The 19369-nt window shown below is 47.1% G+C and carries 13 protein-coding genes and 1 tRNA gene; 9 read left to right on the plus strand and 5 right to left on the minus strand.

Going from position 1 to position 19369, the window contains the following annotated elements:
• Positions 1-5 precede the first annotated feature (5 nt).
• Both B3D59_RS13485 and B3D59_RS13490 read left to right on the plus strand, forming a co-directional pair.
• A complete protein-coding gene (locus tag B3D59_RS13485) occupies positions 6-2642 on the plus strand; it encodes a mechanosensitive ion channel domain-containing protein (protein ID WP_286820351.1) in 2637 nt (878 codons plus the stop codon).
• Positions 2635-2865 (plus strand): MoaD/ThiS family protein, encoded by a 231-nt coding sequence (locus B3D59_RS13490; RefSeq protein WP_286820357.1) that lies wholly within the window; start codon positions 2635-2637, stop codon positions 2863-2865. The genes B3D59_RS13485 and B3D59_RS13490 overlap by 8 nt, the downstream gene beginning before the upstream one ends.
• A gap of 132 nt (positions 2866-2997) precedes the next feature.
• On the opposite strand, the gene B3D59_RS13495 is transcribed toward B3D59_RS13490, so the two are convergent.
• Both B3D59_RS13495 and B3D59_RS13500 read right to left on the minus strand, forming a co-directional pair.
• Entirely contained in the window at positions 2998-4176 is a 1179-nt protein-coding gene (locus B3D59_RS13495) for a thiolase family protein (protein ID WP_286820359.1), read from the minus strand.
• 12 nt (positions 4177-4188) lie between these two features.
• Positions 4189-6597 carry a 3-hydroxyacyl-CoA dehydrogenase/enoyl-CoA hydratase family protein gene (locus tag B3D59_RS13500; RefSeq protein WP_286820361.1) on the minus strand — a complete coding sequence of 803 codons (2409 nt, stop codon included), beginning with the start codon at positions 6595-6597 and terminating at the stop codon, positions 4189-4191.
• 1160 nt (positions 6598-7757) lie between these two features.
• Here B3D59_RS13500 and B3D59_RS13505 point away from each other — a divergent pair.
• On the plus strand, positions 7758-8477 hold the full coding sequence (locus tag B3D59_RS13505) for an acyltransferase (RefSeq protein ID WP_286820363.1): 720 nt from the start codon (positions 7758-7760) through the stop codon (positions 8475-8477).
• 46 nt (positions 8478-8523) lie between these two features.
• Here the strand turns inward: B3D59_RS13505 and B3D59_RS13510 are convergent, their stop codons facing one another.
• Positions 8524-11226, minus strand: coding sequence for an ATP-binding protein (locus B3D59_RS13510; protein WP_286820370.1), 2703 nt, complete (start codon positions 11224-11226; stop codon positions 8524-8526).
• Positions 11227-11345: 119 nt separating this feature from the next.
• Between B3D59_RS13510 and B3D59_RS13515 the strand changes: the two genes are divergently transcribed.
• From B3D59_RS13515 to B3D59_RS13525, 3 genes are all read left to right on the plus strand, one after another.
• On the plus strand, positions 11346-13055 hold the full coding sequence (locus B3D59_RS13515; RefSeq protein ID WP_286820373.1) for a DUF2868 domain-containing protein: 1710 nt from the start codon (positions 11346-11348) through the stop codon (positions 13053-13055).
• The gene (locus B3D59_RS13520; protein ID WP_286820378.1) at positions 13052-14458 is read left to right on the plus strand and encodes a DUF3482 domain-containing protein; all 1407 of its coding nucleotides are present in this window, start codon (positions 13052-13054) and stop codon (positions 14456-14458) included. The genes B3D59_RS13515 and B3D59_RS13520 overlap by 4 nt, the downstream gene beginning before the upstream one ends.
• A gap of 66 nt (positions 14459-14524) precedes the next feature.
• Positions 14525-14600, plus strand: a tRNA-Thr gene (locus B3D59_RS13525).
• Positions 14601-14687: 87 nt separating this feature from the next.
• Here B3D59_RS13525 and B3D59_RS13530 read toward each other — a convergent pair.
• Complete coding sequence (locus B3D59_RS13530) at positions 14688-15764, minus strand: tyrosine-type recombinase/integrase (protein WP_286820390.1); 1077 nt, start codon at positions 15762-15764, stop codon at positions 14688-14690.
• 300 nt (positions 15765-16064) lie between these two features.
• Positions 16065-17957: a hypothetical protein gene (locus B3D59_RS13535; protein WP_286820393.1), complete on the minus strand. Its 1893-nt coding sequence runs from the start codon at positions 17955-17957 to the stop codon at positions 16065-16067.
• A 305-nt stretch (positions 17958-18262) separates the two neighbouring features.
• On the opposite strand from B3D59_RS13535, the gene B3D59_RS13540 reads away from it, so the two are divergent.
• The 3 genes from B3D59_RS13540 to B3D59_RS13550 form a co-directional block, all read left to right on the plus strand.
• Complete coding sequence (locus B3D59_RS13540; RefSeq protein ID WP_286820394.1) at positions 18263-18538, plus strand: HU family DNA-binding protein; 276 nt, start codon at positions 18263-18265, stop codon at positions 18536-18538.
• A 29-nt stretch (positions 18539-18567) separates the two neighbouring features.
• On the plus strand, positions 18568-18807 hold the full coding sequence (locus B3D59_RS13545; protein ID WP_286820397.1) for a YheU family protein: 240 nt from the start codon (positions 18568-18570) through the stop codon (positions 18805-18807).
• A 371-nt stretch (positions 18808-19178) separates the two neighbouring features.
• The coding region (locus B3D59_RS13550; RefSeq protein WP_286820400.1) for a hypothetical protein at positions 19179-19369 on the plus strand (191 nt) is incomplete at its 3' end.

Genomic DNA, 19369 nt, shown 5'->3' on the forward strand with positions numbered 1-19369 from the left:
GAATCATGGCAGAAAAAAATTTTGTTCATATGAAAAAACGACACGTTCAATTTATTTTCAAATTTTTTGTGATCCTGTTTGCCGGATTTACTGTTTTCAGTGGATTACCTTCTGCTTTTGCCGAAGCAGAGAAGGCCCAGACCTCTCAGGTGGTTGATGAACTGGGCACGATACTTGAAAAATCGTTGAAAGCCGAGCTCAGTGACCTTGAAAAGTATAAAACCCGTATGGCCGCCGAAGAGAAGGACCAGATGTACCTGACAGCAGCATATAACGGGTATCGGGTCCAGTTATCCGCTTTCCGGAATTTGCTGCTGTCCGACGATGTTGATATTTCCCAGCTCGAGACAAGCAGGGGTGAACTGAAAACCGTCATGACTGACGTCCAGAAGTTATTTCTGGGACTGATGCCGGGAGAAAAGTCCCTGAAAGAGGAACTTGAACATCTGGAAAATCAGAAATTGCTTGTTGGCAAACAACTTACTGAACTTGCCGGAGTTAAAGAAAACACCGCTTCCGGTGACAAGAAAAAGAACCGGAGCATTGAAAAAATAGCAACTCGCCTATCAAAAGTGCTCAAGGAAAAAGAGGCTTTGGTGTCCCGGCTGGATCAGGTATACAAGGGCCGTCTGGAGAAACTGACGGAAATAAATGAAACGTATACATCCCTGGATGCACAATTTGAAAAAAAGATTGAAGAGAAAAAAGCAAAGGGATTGTTTGAGCGAACAAAAAAAGACGAGCGGTTTGGTGCGCTTAATTCGCTTCATCAGGAAATTAAAACCCTGATTGAACATATCGTTATCGTTTCTGCGCCCAAGTTCTGGATATCTGGAATTGAAAAATTGTGGCAGGACGCACAGCTTCTGGCAGTATCCTTTTTCTTTGTCCTGGCGGCTGTGCTTGCCATTCTAAGGCGGCTCAGAAAAGAGGCTTTGGGTTTAACGAATCTGCCTGTTGTGCAAAAACTGGGTGCCTGGCATCAGATGGCCTCAGATCTGCTGTCCATATCCATTATTCCGGCCGGAACTGCGTTGACAATTTTTCTGTACAGTCGTCTGGAACGAATGGTTTTGGTGTCCAAAGTTTTTTGGGCGGCCGCCATGGTGATAATGATTCTGCTTGCGTGCAGATGGATTTGTCGCGCCTTGAAAACGGTTTTTGTCGATGCCGTGGGTGGGAAATCCAATGCCCGGCATCTGATTCGTTTCGCCCGGACTGTTGCTGTTTTTGTTCTTGCCTATGGGGTGTTGTATGACGTTTTGGGGCAAAGTTCGGGTCTATTGATCCTGCTGCGCGTGACAGGGGCATTGATCATGGTTGTCTGGACTCTGAGAACCTGGCGTGATGTTAATTTTAATACACTGCAGTCTTCGGGGGGAAATCATCAGGATAAAAATCAGCTGATCCGGCTTTTAACCACTAAATATGTGATGCTTCTGATTTCCGGTCTTTCTCTTATGCTGGATATGACCGGTTATGAATTGCTTGCCTCCCACTGGGTCCTTTCCTGGGTTCAAAGTCTTGTGGTTGTTTTCTGGTGGGGGATCTTCTATCATTTGTTCCTGGAATGGGATCTGTATTACAGGGAGCAAAGCCATAGCAGGACCGAAGAGTTTGTTTATGATGACTATCCTGTTCAGTGGCTGATCATCCGGGCAGGTCAGTTCTGCTGGATGGTTACCCTTTCAATTCTTCTGCTGCTGATCTGGTGGGGGGATCCCCAGACCGTGCTGGGTCATCTGTATCAGGTTCTTGCCGTTCCCTTGAGCATCGGCAGTATGCGATTCAGCTTTTTGGGAGCGATTAGTGCAGGACTTGTACTTATTTTCACCTATGCCCTGGTGCGGATATGGAAATGGCTGTTCCAGAAAAAATTCTTAAGCCGGTCCGGTATGGCCCAGGGCATGCAGGAGTCCATCACAACCATCTCCGCTTATATGATTTGGACCATCGGCCTTCTGATCGCCCTTCATGCTTTTGGGTTGAACACGGCCTCCCTGGCCGTCGCCTTTGGTGCTCTGGGCATTGGTATCGGATTTGGCTTGCAGAACATTTTTAACAATTTTATATCCGGCATCATCCTGCTGTTTGAGCGGCCCATCGAGGTGGGGGATGATGTGGAAATTAACGGCATCTGGGCCAAGGTGAGAAAAATAAATGTTCGCTCCACAATAGTACAGACCTATGACAATGCCTCCCTGATTATCCCAAATGCCGATCTCATCAGCAATCAGTTGACCAACTGGAGTTTCAAAGACAAACGGATCCGTCGCAAAATCAGCGTAGGTGTGGCATACGGATCAGATATCGAACTGGTCAGAACGATTTTATTGCAGATTGCTGTGGACGCTCCCAATGTTCTTCGATATCCGCGGGCGGACGTAATTTTTACGGATTTTGGCGACAGTGCCCTGATATTTGTGCTGCGGCTTTGGACTGATGTGGACCATATGCTGAAGGTGGATACGGATGTCAGATTCAGGATCGATAAAAAGTTCCGGGAAAACAACATAGAGATCAGCTTTCCCCAACGGGATATTCATATCCGTTCCATTAAGGGGGCGGACCGGTTTTTTTCTGCCAAAACACCGGAATCTCAACACCCGGAGCAGGAGCAGGAGAAAGAGAGTGATGATTGAAATTAACCTGAAACTGTCCATCGCCCTTGTCCGATACTACCCAAAGGGATCGGGGCCGCTTGAGGTGGAAATAGGTACAACTGCGGGCAGCCTGATTCGTAAGTTGGGTATCCCTGATGAGGCTGTCAGTCTGATTTTCATCAATGGCAAAAAAGCTATGCCTGACCAGGCGCTTGCGGAAAATGACCAGGTCGGATTTTTTCCGCTGGTTGCCGGAGGATGATTTTACATGAGACAAGAGACAAGAGACAAGAGGGTGAAGGGCCTGCGGGGTCCATTTTTCCAGGTTAAGTTATTTCGGCCACATTCCTAAAGAACCGGTTTTCCAGGAAAAGAAAACCGGTTCTTTAACCCATTAGAGTTTTTCAAATACTGCTGCAGCACCCATGCCGCCGCCGACACACATGGAAACAATACCATATTTGCCGCCGACTTCCTTGAGATTGGCAATGCATGTGGCGGTCAATTTGGCACCTGTGCATCCCAAAGGATGTCCAAGGGCGATGGCCCCGCCGTGAATATTGATTTTATCCATGTGTTTTTCAAGGCCGGTTTCCCGGATGCAATGCAACGCCTGGGAGGCAAAGGCTTCATTGATTTCATAGATGTCGATGTCGTCAATGGTCATTCCCACCTGTTTAAGCACTTTGGGGATGGCATATTTGGGACCTACGCCCATCTCATCCGCCTTGCAGCCCATAGTGGTATACCCAACCAGCCTGGCAATGGGGGAGAGGCCAAGTTCCTCACACTTTTCCCTGGACGCGACGATGGTAGCTGCTGCCCCGTCCGTGGTCTGGGAAGAGTTACCGGCAGTAACGGAACCGTTCACTTTGAACACCGCCCCCAGTTTGGCCAGCCCTTCCGGTGTAGACGCCCGGATGCCGTCGTCATGTTCAACAATAAAAAATTCTTTTTTATATGTGCCGTCAGGCTGTACAACATATCTGTAGGCCGGGGTAGGGACAATTTCAGTGAATTTTCCGCTGTCTCTGGCTGCCATGGCCTTTGCCTGGGACCGGGCGGCAAAGATATCCTGATCTTCCCTGGAGATGTTGTATCGGCTGGCCACGTTTTCAGCGGTGATCCCCATGGATACGTACATTTCAGGATAGGTTTGGCAATATTCAGGATGGGGCCGGGGGATGTTGCCGCCCATGGGTACAAATGTCATGGACTCGCAGCCCGCACCAATGCAGATTTCCGACCAGCCCGCACAGATCCGCACCGAGGCCAGGGCAATGGCTTCAAGGCCGGATGCGCAGAACCGGTTCACCGTGGCACCGGATACCTTGTCCGGGAAGCCTGCCATTTTAGCCGCGATCCGGCCCAGGTTCAGTCCCTGTTCCGCTTCGGGGAATGCGCAGCCCAGCATGACATCGTCAATGTCTTCGGGTTTCAGGTTGGGGGTTCTTTCAACGGCTTCCTTCATGATAAAGGAAATCAGTTCTTCGGGCCGGGTCTGGCTGAACAACCCTTTTTTTTGCTTGCAGCCCGGGGTCCGTACCGATTGTACTATATATGCCTCTTTCATTTTTCACTTCTCCTAATTTCTAAGGGGCTTCCCGGTTTTCAGCATATGGTCGATCCTGGCAATGGTTTTTTCTTCCCTGCAGAAGTCCACAAATGCCTCACGTTCGAGTTTGAGGATCGCTTCTTCAGCAATCTCGCTGCCCTCGCCGGCATCACCGCCGCTTACGACATAGGCAATGCGTCTGGCCAAAAAAGCATCATATTCGCTCATAAATTTGCCGTTAAGCAGGTTGAACAGCTCCGCATTAACCATGCCCTGACCGGCATTGCCAATTATTTTAAGCTTTTTTTTCAGCGGGGGAACATATCCGTCATCCACCATCTTAAGCACTTCTTTCTTGGCTTCGCCCACAAGGTTGTCACGGTTCATGACGATCCGGTCGGCAAGACCGAGAAACCCGTTATCCCGGGCTTGGGCGGCTGACATGGATACCGCGGCCATGGCGATTTTCATGAATGCCTGGACAAAAAATTTGGCCAGATCCACCTCTTTAACGGTTCTGCCGGGCAGGGCATCCATATATTTTTTCCACAGGTTCATGCAGCCGCCGCCGGCAGGCAGCAGGCCCACGCCGATTTCAACCAGACCCATGAATAGCTCGGTATGGGCAACGATGCGGTCCGCGCCCAGGCAGGTTTCGCAGCCACCCCCTAGGACCATTCCGTAAGGTGCGGCAACAACGGGAAAAGGTGCGTATTTGACTTTCTGGATGCCGCCTTGGGCTTTTGCCAGGAATGCATCAATTTCCGCATATTTTTTTTCGTGGCACAGCTTGGATACAAAAGAAAGGTCCGCGCCGGCGGAAAATGCACCGGGCATACCGCCTGCTTCATTGCCGATAACAAGGCCGGCACCGTTTTCTTCGACATAGTCAAGGGCTTTGTCGATGGCGTCAACGATTTCGCCGTTGATGGCATTCATCTTGGTGTGGAATTCAATGCAGAAAACCTCGTCTCCAATGTCCACCAGCGATGTGGATGCATTGTGAAAAACGGTTTTGTTGTTGCCTTTTGCGGCAGCAATGGAAACCATGTTTTTAGAAACCGGCACGGCCTTGTATTCGCCTGACGAAAAATCAAAGTAGTAGCGGATACCGTTTTCAAGTTTGTAAAAAGATTTTTTGCCCTTGGCCAGCATCTCCGTCACATTGGCCGGGACATCAAGACCTTCATTTCTCATTCGTTCAACCGCTTCTTCAACGCCATAGGCATCCCAGGTTTCAAAGGGTCCCATCTCAAAGTTGTAGCCCCATTTCATGGCGTTATCGATTTCGACGATGGTATCGGCGATTTCAGGCACCCGGTTGGCTGCATACTGGAAGGCATTGGCCTGGCATTTCCAGGCAAATTGGGCGCCTTTGTCGTCGCCTTTTAGCACACAGGTTAGTTTCTCTTTCAGGGTGGCTTTTTTCCTGGCTTCGTCCAGGCAGGGAAATGTCGGCCTTTCAAGATCTTCATATTCCAGGGTATCAATATTGAGCACCTTGCGCAGTTTTTTCCACTCCGAGGTCAGTTCTGTTTTGTAGAAACCGCCCCGGGTTTTGTTGCCCAGCATTCTTTTATCGACCATTGTGGAGATAAATTCAGGCAGGACAAGTGTGTCGCGCTGCTCGTCGTCCGCACACAGGTCATACGAGTTTTTGGCCACATGGCTCATGGTGTCAATGCCAACCAGGTCCGTGGTTTTGAAAATCGCGGTTTTGGGGCGGCCCAGGGCCGGTCCGAACAGGGCGTCCACTTCGGGGATGGTCATTTTGTCTTCATGCATGAACTTGATACAGGCGCCAATTCCCTGAACACCGATTCTGTTGCCCACAAAGTTCGGGGTATCCTTGGCCCAGACAATGCCCTTGCCCAGGTTTCTTTCTCCAAACCGGGCAAGGAACTCCATGACGTCGGATTTGGTCTCAGCGCCGGGAATAAGTTCGAGCAGGTGCATGTAGCGGACCGGGTTGAAGAAATGGGTGCCCATAAAGTGTTCTTTGAACTCCTGGGCAAATCCTTGGCTCATATCCTTGAGGGGAATCCCGGAGGTGTTGCTGGTAACAATGGTGCCTTCTTTTCTGACTTTGGCGACCTTTTTGAATAGGTCTCGTTTGATTTTCAGATTTTCCACGACCACTTCAACAATCCAGTCGCATTCAGACAGTTTTTCAATGTCATCATCCAGGTTTCCCGTGCTGATGCGCGAGGCGTCTTTTTTGCTGTAAAATAAAGAGGGGTTTGTCGCCAGAGTTGCTTGCATGCCCGCCTGAACAATGCGGTTTCTCGCCGCAGGGTCGTTCTTTTCTTCGTTAGTTAAATCAAAAGGAACAATGTCCAGCAGCAGCACGTCAACACCTGCGCCGGCAAGAAGGGCGGCAATTCCGCCTCCCATGATTCCGGATCCGATGACTGCTGCTTTTCTGATCTTTCTTACCATGATTTTCTCCTCAATCTGAAGGACCATTCCGTTTTGTTTGCATAAATCTTGTAAAATAGATGCGGGTTTGATACTTTGGCCCTGTTTTTACAAAGGATATTATTATTTTTTAAGAGAGTCAATGCACCGGATAAATGCAACCCTACACCCTGATTCGTCTCTGAACCCCGGCTCAGTCGCCCGTATGATTGCCGGTCTTCAAAGGGAAAATGGAGACATCCCTTGGCATATCGGGGGGAAAACAGACCCCTGGGATCTTGTGGAGTCCGTCATGGGTCTGAATATCGGCGGTTTTCATGACCAGGCAATGGCTGCCCTGGACTGGTTGGCCGCCCTGCAGAATGAAAATGGCTCCTGGTATTCATCCTATATAGATTCGGTTCCCGAGGACCGGACCACTGAAAGCCATATGGCCTGTTATCTGGCTGTGGGGCTGTTTCATCAGTTTTTGATAAAAGGGAATACGGCTGATCTGGAAAAATTCTGGCCGATCATGTCAAAGGGCGTTGGGTTTGCTTTAGACCTTCAGGCGGTCACAGGAGAGATTTACTGGGCAAAAAGCCCCGTGGGAAAGGTTGATCCCATGTCTCTTTTGTCCGGCTCATCTTCCATATTCATGAGCCTGAAATGTGCCCTGGCCATTGCCGCTATCCTGGGCCGTGACCGTCCGGAATGGGTGAATGCGCTTAAAAAGCTTGGCAGATCCATCAGGGAAAATATTTTTACCTATAACGTGTCCAAGTCCAGATTTTCAATGTATTGGTTTTACCCAATACTGTCCGGGGCATTGCAGGCGGAGAGGGCCAATGCACGTATTGACAGATACTGGCATAAATATGTCATTGAGGGCCAGGGATGCCGCTGTGTGTCCGACCAGCCCTGGGTGACCATTGCCGAAACCTCGGAGCTGGTGCTTGCGCTTCACGCCATAGGGCGTCGGCAAAAGGCCGGGATCGTTTTTTCCTGGATTCACAACCGGGTGTTTGATGACCAAACTTTCTGGTGCGGCTACACATATCCGGATATGGTGGTCTGGCCCGAGGACANNATGGACCAATGCCGTGGTTTTGATGGCGGCCGATGCCCTGTATGGCCTGACGCCTGGGGCGCGTTTGTTTGATCATGATGCTTGGGACGGTTATACGTTTAAATTTTGAGCGATGATCAGCGATAAACGCCCATATTATATTAAACAGGCCTGGTACCGGCTCCAGGCTTTTTATGTCCGCCGTTATCTTGTTCCCCAGCTCAATTCCCTGGGACCTCACCCTTATATAATTAAACCCTGGTATATTGAATTGTTCGGCGCCCCCATCTCCATCGGCAGTCATGTGACCCTGCTGGGGTGCCCGGACAAACGAACCCGGCTGACGGTGTGGTCCGAAAAAAAAGATATTGACGGTATCCGTATCGGGGACCATGTGCTGATTTCTCCGGGCGTACGGATTTCAGCGGCCAATTCCATTCGTATTGCAGACTCATGTATGCTGGCCAGCAACGCATATATTACGGATTCAGACTGGCACGGTATTTACGACAGATCGTTGCCGCCTGCCACCCGGTCAAAGGTGGTGCTGAACGAAAATGTGTGGATCGGAGATTCCGCCATTGTGTGCAAGGGTGTAACCATTGGGGAAAATACCATCATCGGCGCAGGTGCTGTTGTCACTTGCGACATTCCGGCCAATACTGTGGCTGCAGGCAACCCCGCCAGGGTCATCCGGGAACTTGATCCTGCCCGGGAAATCATCACCCGCAAAGACCGGTACGGCGATACGGAAAAGATGACAACGGTTCTGGCGGCTGCTGAAAAAGAGTACCTGAAAGAAAATACGTTTTGGGGGTGGATTCGCAGTCTTATTGCACCCGGCAGGGACTGATCCCTGAAGGCAAATCCCTGTTTGGACGGCGCCTCTAACGAGTCGTTCAAATATGACTTATCCGATTGATGGCCTGGATAAAATATTCAAGATAGGTCTCGATCTTTTCAATGTCAAAGGTTTTAGATAGCTGGAAAAGCTCTTTTCCAAATGTTTTGAACTCTTCGACGTTAAAGGCTTTTCCGGTTTCAGTGATCCTTACGGCAAATCGCTGGATATCGGATATTTTCATTGCTTTTTGGGTTTGTGGGATATGGGGGATAATATCCTTGTGCAATCTGGCCAAGAATTCGTCGGGCAGGCTGTCTTTGTCCAGGGTGTCCAGCGGCCTTGGCTCAGCAGCTCTCTCAGCTGAATCAGACACCGGGTTGATGAACCGTGTTAAAACGGCCATCAGGCTGTCTATGGCGATGGGCTTGGCAATAGTACAGGCAAATCCCCGGGATTCAAGTTCATCTTCGGACCATGGCGTCATGCCGGCGGTCATAAGACATATGGGAATATGGGCAATGTCGTGGTCTGCTTTCAAACGTGCTGCGGTTTCCATACCGTTTATTTCAGGCATTTTCAGATCTATGAATATCAGCGCAGGTTTCTGGGCTTTGGCATGCTCAAGCGCCTGGACCCCGTTTGCCGCTTCAATGACTTCAAGATTGATTTTTTCCAGGACTTCCCTGAGCATGAACCGGATCTCCCACTGGTCATCCACAATAAGAATCCGATCTTTGGCAAACTTCATGCTGGCCCAAGTTGATTTGTTTGCTTGTGCAGGTGCGAGATTGTGAGTGTGATATCGCTTAACACCCGGCATGAAGATGGTAAACAGACTGCCTTGCTCCGGTTTGCTTGACACGGAAAGATTTCCGCCCATAAGCTCTATAAGCTGTTTGCAGATGGCCAGCCCCAGGCCGGTGCCGCCGAATTTCCGGCTGGTTCCGGCCGAGGCCTGTTCAAACGCCTCAAATATTTTATCCTGCTGGGTTTCACAAATACCAATACCTGTATCTGCCACCTGGATAATAAGATCTACGCAATTTTCCTCATTTTGCGGGTTTGTACGAATTTGTGCTTTAAGGGATATTGTGCCGAATTCCGTGAATTTCAGGGCATTTCCCACCAGATTGATAATGACCTGGCGCAAACGCATTTCATCCAGGCCCAGGGCGCTTGTGTCATTTTGGGGCAGTTCAATCAAAAAGTTCAGATTTTTTGTTTTCAGTTTTATTTTGAACAGCCTGTATATTTCATTGAACAATGACTTTAAGAGGACAGGTTTCCGGTTAATTTTTAGTTTGCCGGCCTCCATTTTGGACAGGTCAAGTATGTCGTTGATCAGGCCGGAAAGGTTTTTCCCGGCTGTATTAATGGCTGAAAGGTAACTGACCTGCTGCTTTTCAGTGATCATTGTTTCCAAAAGTTCGCTGAACCCAAGAATCGCGTTCAAAGGTGTTCGGATTTCATGGCTGACATTGGCCAGAAATTCACTTTTTACCCGGTTTGCCCGTTCCAGTTCATTTTCTTTTTGTCTGCGGGTTTGGATTTCGTTGTTCAAGGCTTTGTTGGCTGTTTGAAGCTCTCTGGTACGTTTTTGTACCCGGTTTTCCAATTCCTGCTGGTACCGTTTCAGGGCTTGTTCCGCCTGTTTGCGTTTAGTGATATCTCTTAGGTTAATAACCATCCCTTTGATGGTGGGGTGATCCATAAGATTTTTGGAAATACATTCAAGAGTGCGCCAGTAATTGGCCTCGTGTTTGAACCGTATGACTGTTGGATGTGTCTGGACCAAAGAGTCTGGCCTGAGTGTAAATATTTCGATGAATTCCTCTTTTTCCTGGGGGTCTATCAACTCCTGAGCACAACGGCCTATAAGTGCTTTGGGCTGATATCCAAGAATCCGGAATGTAGACGGGCTTACATAGCGGAAAACCCCTTCCCGGTCAAGAATCCATATCATATCGTTGGCATTTTCAATTAACGCCCTGAAATGCTCTTCATTCTGTTTTAATGCATATAAACTGTCCTGGAGTCTGAATGCCATCCGGTTGAATTCTTTTGCCAAAAGACCGAATTCATCATCGGACTGAATATCGATTCTGGTGTCAAGGTTGCCTTTGCCAAAGGCCTGGGTGCCTAAAAGAAGCGCCTTGATCGGACGGGTCAGGCGTGCGGTAAAAAACATCAAAACCAGGGAGATGATAATGGCGATTGAAATAAACAATCCATACAGATAGGGCTGAATCCGATTGATCGCGCCGAACACCTCATCTGTGGGATCCACCGCCAGAACGTACCACTTCCAGGGTGCAAAATACCCAAATCGCACAAGGAGGCGCTCCCCTGAGAGGTCAATAATTTTTCTGCCCCCCTGATCTGTCAGAGAAGAAAACCATTCTTCTCGACTCAGGTCCGTATCATTAAGGTATTTATTGGGATGGGAGATAATAGCTCCGCTGCGATCCATTATAAAAACAAATCCTGTATTCCCGATGGAGATGTTCCGGATACGGGCTGTTGCGTCCTGTTTTGCCTTGGCAATGCCGGTCGGGACGCTTTCCAGGCCGTAGTCATGAAGAATTTTTTCTTGTTCCCGAATTATTTCCATGGCCATCTTTAACTGCGTGGAAAGCCAGATATCCCCAAGATCAAGAAGGGCTTTTTGCGAAAAATGGTAAGTGATCACAATGGTTGTCGCCAGAAAGAAAAACACAAGCGGGAGGGTTGGAAGCAGGATTTTGGTGTAGGTTTTCATAAAAGATGACTATACACAAAAGTGGTAGGAAAATACACAGCTTCAACTTTATTGTTTGCAGGCTCGAGTCTCCTTAAACACAGATTGTGAAAATGATGGCAATTTGTTAAAGAATAGTCATGATTCTGCCTATTAAAGATATTATTGATCTTGATTTTCTCCTGGGCCTGGATGAAGACCCGGAAAATATCGATACGAAGGCCATTGCGTCCCGGGACAGGGATATCTTCCGCCGGATTAAAAATGGCGACCGTCTGGATGATGCCGGACTGATTGCAGGATGGCTGGAATATCGGCGCCTGTTGTTTTTCCAAGAGACCGACAACGCAGACCCCGGAGCTAAGCTTCCTGGTGCGTTATTTGAGTCTTTTTACACCTGGATTGTCAGGGGGATGTTTGCCTGTGGCCTGGCTGCCGGAGGTTTGTGTGCATATTCGTTTTTGGCTTACCATGGCAGTCGGCCTGTGAATGTGACCTTGTTTATTGCTGTGTTTATTTTGTTTCCGGCATTGCTTTGCCTATCTGCCGCGCTGGTGGGGTTGCATCAGTTCCGGTCAGGCCCTGCCGAGTCGGGCTGGATCGGCGTGCTGCACCGATTGTCGATGCGTTTGTTTATTGATAAATTCATGGGACGGTTGCAGAAATTGACAGCACCGATTCAAAAGCATTTTCCCCAATTTTCCAAAAATAGCGGTGATCTGTTGCATCTGGATACCCGGCCCTTCCGGAGTATTCTGTTCTGGCCGGTGTTCATTGCCTTGTCCCAGGGAGCGTTAGGATTTTCTGCCGGGGCGCTTGGCGGCACCTTTTTCAGGATTATGGTTACAGATCTGGCCTTTGGCTGGCAATCCACACTTTTGATGTCCGGGGAGAGTGTGTACCGCCTGGTGAGCTGGCTGGCATTGCCCTGGTCCTGGGTCATGCCTGATATGTTTGTGCCGACCCTTGAGCAAATAGAAGGCAGTCGGATTGTGCTCAAGGAAGGCATTGCCGGACTTGCCAGCGAACATCTGGCTGCCTGGTGGCCGTTTTTGTGCATGGGGATGATGGTCTATGCACTTATTCCCAGAGTTGTTCTGGTGGGATTTGCCCATACTGCCAGGACGTTGGCCCTTGCCCGATTTGATTTGTCCCGGCCCGGGTACCAGCGTCTGCTCATGCGGATGCGCTCCCCCCGCATGGGGATGAACATTAAAGAGACCGGGGGCTCCCGGGCTGAGTTCAGAGCGCCTTTGCCCAGACCGGAACCCGGGCCTGTGGTGGAAAAAGATGAAGCGCCGCTTGTTGTGGCTCAACCCCATGCGATTTTAAACACGCCCGAGCCAGAGCCAGAGGCAAAGCCTGAACCTAAAGCTAACGTTAAACCTGACCCCCGGCCTCCGGTTGTATCGGATGACCCCCGTGTCAAAAAGAATACGCCCGGTGCGCTTGTGCTTGGATCGGCCATGGGTTTTGAGGAAAATGATATGGAACAGATTCGGGCCGGTCTCGAACAGCAGTTTGGTCTCCATGTTGCCGCTACCGTTGGCGTCCATTTTGATTTTGATGAAGACCAGTATCAGATAGCAGCTCATGTCAAGGATTTGGGCCAGGTGCCTTTAATCGTGCTTCAGGAGGTCTGGCAGCCGCCCATCCGTGGTCTGCTTTATTATTTTGTTCAAATCCGTGAGACTTTTCCTGATTTACCCCTGTGGATTGTCATGATCCGGACAATGGAGCAGGGTGAGAAAGATGTGGCGCCTTCTGATGTGAATTTCCAGGTGTGGAAGAGTGCCGTAAAGCAGCTCAACGATCCTCTGATCGCCATTGAAAGGTGGATGTCGCTATGATGGTATTGCCTGAATTTGCCGTTTTAGGGCACCCCAACGAGGGAAAATCCTCGGTGGTGTCCACCCTGACCGAAGACGACCGTATTAAGGTCAGCCCGGTGCCCGGTGAAACAAGGGTGTCCAAGTCCTATTCCGTGACCATGGATGACAAAGAGATCATCCGGTTTGTGGATACCCCGGGCTTCCAGGTGCCCCGGCAAACCCTGGCCTGGTTCAAAAAGAATCCCGGACCGGACATGGTGGCAAGGTTCATTGCGGAGCATGAAAATAACCCGTTTTTTGCCGACGAATGTGAACTCTTGACACCGGTGGTCAATGGGGCAGGCATTATTTATGTGGTGGATGGTTCCCGGCCCGTACGGGAAGACGATCTGGCTGAGATGGAGATCCTGCGGCTTACGGGACGGCCTAGGATGGCCGTTATCAATGCAAAATCCGATACCCGGGATAATACCGAGGCATGGAAGGAAGAGTTCCGCAAATTTTTCAACGTGATCCGGATCTTTAATTCCAACTACGCCGATTTTTATGAACGCATCCGGCTTCTGGAAAGCCTTAAAGCCATTGATCAGGACATTGAACCTTTGATGGAAGGGGTGATCCAGGCCTTTAACATGGAATGGGAAAAACGTAACCGCATGGCTTGTGCCTATATTGTCCATGGCATGGAACAGGGTTTGACCTTTTCTTTGTCCCGCAAGATGAAAGCCGACATGGATCCCGTGACGCTCAAGGAAGACCTTACCCGGGAATATCAGGAGAAAATCCGGGAGATTGAACACAAAATGTTTGGCCACATCCGCTCATTGTTCCGTCATCATCTCTATGATTATCCATTGCCTTCATGTTCCATTCTCAGGCATGATCTGTTTTCAGAACAGACCTGGGAGATGCTAGGCCTGACCAGAACCCAGGCTGCCACCATCGGTGCTGTGCTGGGAGGAACTCTTGGAGCTGTGCTGGATGCTGCTGCTGCCGGACTGACCTTTGGTATTTTTACAGCCATTGGTTCTGCCGTGGGTGCAGGCTCCGCGTTTATGGGAATCCGGCGTCTGGCCAAAGCCTCCTCGGGTCTTGGGGGAGACCGGATCCAGGTGGGCCCCAATGAAAATATTCAATTTTTGTACATTCTTCTGGACCGGGCATTGCTCTATTACACCCACATGAGTCGGCGGGCCCATGGCAGGCGTGATCTGCCTGAAGCGGAATCTCAGTTTGTTTCCAAGGGAGAAAAGGCAGGTATATCCACGCTTTTGACGCCAAAGCAGCACAGGGTCTGCATGGAGTTCTTTAAAGCCTGCCGGAAGAAAAGTGCAACATCCGGCAAAAAATATTCGCCGGCCTTTGGTCTGCTGGTGGCGTCTTTGCTGGAAGATATCCTTAAAAGGCGTATCAATCCCTAAAGAGTCCTAAAGAGTTAAATCTCTTGAATTTCCAGGTTCGCCCTGATATAAATCATTTTCAAAGGTGCCGGCGTAACTCAGTTGGTAGAGTATCTCACTCGTAATGAGAAAGTCCGCGGTTCGAATCCGCGCGCCGGCTCCAGTAAAATCAATTGGTTACAGAGTTTTGTCTGTAACCTTTTTTATTTTGTGTGAGAATCCGTGTGAGAATTTTATCTGATTGCATGGATCAAGAATTCTGTTGCGTATTCTCAAATTTCTGATTTAAAACATCCATTGCAACCTGCTGGCCATTTCCAATAGAATGTAAATAAATTTCAGTCGTCGTTCTATTTTCATGCCCAAGTATTCTCTGGATATCGCCTATTGGAACATTTTGATGATCAAGCAATGACGCCCCGAAGTGCCTGAATGGATGGTATCTAAAATAAGTCACACCAGCCCTATCACAAAGAGTGTACATTAATCGTTTCCGATCTTTGTATGGCCCCTCAACAAACGCCTTCTTTGTTGTACTCCAGTACCGATGCCAGAAAACCCAAGGCTTCTCCGGGTCTCTTTCAGCGTATCGTTTTGATAATGTCGCATACAATTTATTATTCATAGCAATACGCCTCGGAGTAAGGCTGCCCCCTTTCTTTTTCCGCGTGTAGAGATATAGATATCTTTCTTGTAGATTGACATCCTTCCAAGTCAGGCGATTGATTTCAGATACTCTGCCAAGTGTACAGGCTATCGTCCACAAATAATCTTGTGAATCAGGATCTGCACAATTAATCACCTTCAAAACGTCCTCCATAGGAGGGATGTATTTTACCGTCTTTTCAATAGGAAATTTGGCAAGTCCCATTGTAGGATTATTTGCTATCCAGTTTCTGGGATGATTCATTCCAAAATTAAACATGGCTCTTAGCATAGTCAGATGCATATTGGCTGAAACTACATTGCCAGTTTTTTTAATCCCGTATAAATGGGTCTGAACCATATCTGCGTTGATTTCATTGCACTTCAATTTTCCCCAAAGACGACACCAACGCTTTGCAGCACAGATGTGATTTGCGTAATACTTAGCACTGTTATATGCCTTGATATAATCCAATCGCCGGTTAACCAACTCCAAGAAGTCCATGTCGGTTGGGATCGGGTCTGTGATCATGGAATGTTCCGGGTTTTGTACTTCCTCCTTTCGCTTGGCTTCGGCCTGTTTGGCCTCTTTTTTGGTTTTGAACCAAGTCTTTGTGTACCGTTTTCCGTTCTGGGTGAAGTCGTACCTCCACCCCTTTCCTTTTACAAAATATAAACTCATAGAGGTCCTCCTCTGCTGGGAAAAATAATGAACCTCCGAGCTTCCTTCCGCCAAGTTCCTCTGCGTGTTTGTAAACCCAGCTCACGCTTTTTTTCAGGTACTTTGCGGTTTCCTCAGGTGTCAGTATATTTTTTCCGTCAGCCATTGTAAATCGTTTCTCCTTTTCCAGGGTCCTTATCTGGAAATGAAGGTCGATTTTGGCTGTCGGCTCACGAAAATTTGTGTCGTAAGGTCAGTATAGAAATAAAAAGCCTCCCGGACAGGAGGCTTCTGCTTTTACGTTTATGTAGTTAAAAAAGGTTATCCTATTGTGATCCATTCAATTTTTTCATCTGGTGCCGGTCTATACACAAGCGTATCCTGATAAAGATTTTTAATTCCTATGGCGTTTGCAAAATGCTTATAGGCACCCGGATCTTCTTCTCTTATATCTTCCAAAGCTCGTAATATAGCTTTCCCAACAGAATCTGTGACTTTTTTCAGGTTGGCATCCTTAATGTAACGAATTCTATTCTTGTTTTTGTCGTAAACTTGGGCAAAATATTTTCGGGTTTTTTGTAGCTCATCCTCTTTCATAAGTGCCTTTTCATTGTGTCCAAACTTCTTAGCTTCTGCAATTTCAATTTCCAATTTTTTGATCAGGTCACATAAAGCCTTTAAGCCTTTGTCATCTATCGCACGCATGGCAACTGGTTCCCCCTTAGCATCATCATCTTCAGAATTCTTTTTGCCCTTTGAACCAGAATTCTTTTTGGGCTCTGAAATAGGCATTCCTTTACCCGCTGCAATATATAAATCAGCGTGGAAGAAATATTCATTCGGGTGGCATATAAGATGATACAGATACGAGAAACCTATTTGCCTCAACCCACTCATAGTTTTACCATTGAAGACCATTTTCCAGGCCTTTCCCTCTCTTTTCATCACATAGGGAGATTCTTCAGACAGTCCGTTTACAACCTCTTTGTAAAGGTCTTCCAGGTAGCTTTCCTTCAGTTGCCAAATATCAGCATAAGAGAATTCATTTGCCTGAAAAGTTCTTTCATATTCTTCCAGGAAATTGACAAGATTTGTTTTTAGAAAATTCTGGACATACTGCTTGATAGAGTTTTCTTGAACCCGAGTAATTATTTCATTATGTCTTTTCAGATCATCTTGTTGAATTCCAATGTCTGAATCGGCAGGGAATCCCTCTGGATAATCTTTCCCTTCAAACGGCTCAATTTTAGACCAAAGATAATTACAACTCTCCGTTTGTTTGTTGAAGATGTCAGTCAAAGTTACTGGCTCCGAGATTAAGACCTCCAGAAAATCTCCCGTAAGATTTGGCGCATTTATTATAGGGTTTTGCTTTTCTGCTAAAAATTCTTCAAATGGCAGAGGTTTAAATTGAGGGATCTCTGCTTTACCGGCACTTGATGATTTAAAATAATCCTCTAAGCGCTTTCTTTCTTGGAACTCGTACTGCCTTTTAATTTCGTTTATGAAGTCATCACTTTCACAATTATATTTTGAGAGTGCATCAATTTTACGAACCAGGTCTGTTATATAATGATATCTGGGAAAAATACGAACGCCGTTTTCTTTTTCAGCTTCAAGTATTTTAAAAATTTGTTCCTCTTGAAACCAATAAATATTTGTGCAAAATCCAACGGGTACATCCTGCATACTAATATGGCTACAGTATCTTTCCCAATAATCAGGTAACTCACCCGACACATGTATCGTCAAATCACTCTTGAAATAATCAAAGTCATCTTCAGGATCGTCAAAGAAATATCCCTCAATATCAAACTGCTTATAATTTTCAGAACCAATACCATATGGAGCATAATACCTAAGGTCCTGTTTAAACTGCTTAACTCTTTCATCAGGATTTAATCCTGATAGATTTACTGTGGTTTGAAGCTGGTATTTTAATTCCCGAATATCCTTGCAGGCACCTCGATAGAGACTTGTTTCGAGACATTTAGGGCATGTCAAGCCGACATAGCCTTGAGGATCAAAACTTTCTATTTTTTCATCAGGTACAGACAATGACGGAAACATTGGATCGCCCCCGGTTGGTCGATTTTCCTGTGATAAAAAAATTACTCCATGCAGCCACACCGCCAGCTTGATATTGTCCAGGGTGAATTTTTGGTTGCATTCCTTATTCCGACATTGATTGATTTCAAGTGTTTCGAATTTCATGATAGCTCCAAGAATTATAGATGATAGAGAGATTTCAAAATTTTAATTGATTCAAACTCAGGAGACAAGGATTTTCAGAAATTCATCGTCCTCATCGTCCAAATCCCTTCACCGTTGCGAATAATGGATCTGGGCGGTGGACAATGGTTTTTTCAGAAAATTTCATCCAATTTCATTCATCAGCAACTCGCACACCATATCGAAACTTGCAGTGTCCGTATACGGACGGTTGAATTCGGAACTTGATAATTCCCCGGAAATCGGTAAAATCCCTCCATTTCAAAACCAATTACCCGGAGCAACACATGAACAAACTCGAACTGATTCAAGCGGTTAAAAATAGGACAGGGTTGAGCAAGCAGGAAGCCATTGATCTGGTAAAGTTGTTTTTCGATAGTTTCACCGAGGCTATGGTTAACGGGGAGCGTATTGAAATCCGGGGATTTTGTTCTTTCTTCATGAAAGAATACGCTGGCTATACCGGCAGAAATCCAAAAACAGGGGAGAATGTCTCGGTGCCTGCAAAAAGATTGCCCTTCTTCAAACCGGGTAAAGAACTGCGGGAGAAAGTTGATTATTAGACTGGTACCACCCGCCGGGCCAAATAAAAATGTCGGCTTTAATTATCCCCTATGATCAGCTGAGCCCGGAAGCCCTCCAAGGTGTCGTTGAAGAATTTGTAACCAGGGATGGCACGGACTATGGTGAGGTGGAGGTTCCCCTGGAAACCAAGATTGCCCAGGTGATGGCCCAGATTAAATTCGGCAAGGCTGTTATCGTTTTTGACCAGGAAACAGATTCCACTACTATTTTGAGAAGTGATGATCCTTTGGTTAAGGCGTTGGGGTGAGCTTTAGTTGGGTTAGTGCTCTCCAGGCTGATTTTTGCTATGGACAACAATACTGCTGGTAGTGGTGTGGGTACTGGGAGGAGTGGGCACCCCACAATCATACCATTAGTCCTCAGTCAACTTAAGTATGTATCTGGTTGGTTTTCGTTTAGAAACAAATTCCTCTTGTATTTAAACTTCGGTATTTAAATGCATAATTTTGTTGAATTTATTTCCTTTTTTATGACATTATTTTCTGAGAAAATTTTTACCCAAATATTTAAAAAATTTCACTATCCTTACCGTTACAATCTCTTTTTTTTGTGGCACATTTGTTGCTGTTTGTATTCTCAGTCAAAATTACAGATTTAAAATCTTTATATGGAGGGATCATGAAAAAGGTTAAATTGTTTTTTATAGCTGTAACGTTCTATTTTTTATTATTACCTTCGATTTCCTTAGCAAGTCAAATTTTATTTGCACACGTTGATGGTGATGGTATTTATGTTGATGATGGGAATCGCATAAGAGATATGCTGATTTCTGCAGGGCATACAGTCAATGCCGTTGACTTAAGAAATCC

Origin of the sequence: Desulfobacter sp. UBA2225, assembly GCF_002348205.1 — a bacterium.
In the GTDB taxonomy this organism is placed as follows: domain Bacteria; phylum Desulfobacterota; class Desulfobacteria; order Desulfobacterales; family Desulfobacteraceae; genus Desulfobacter; species Desulfobacter postgatei.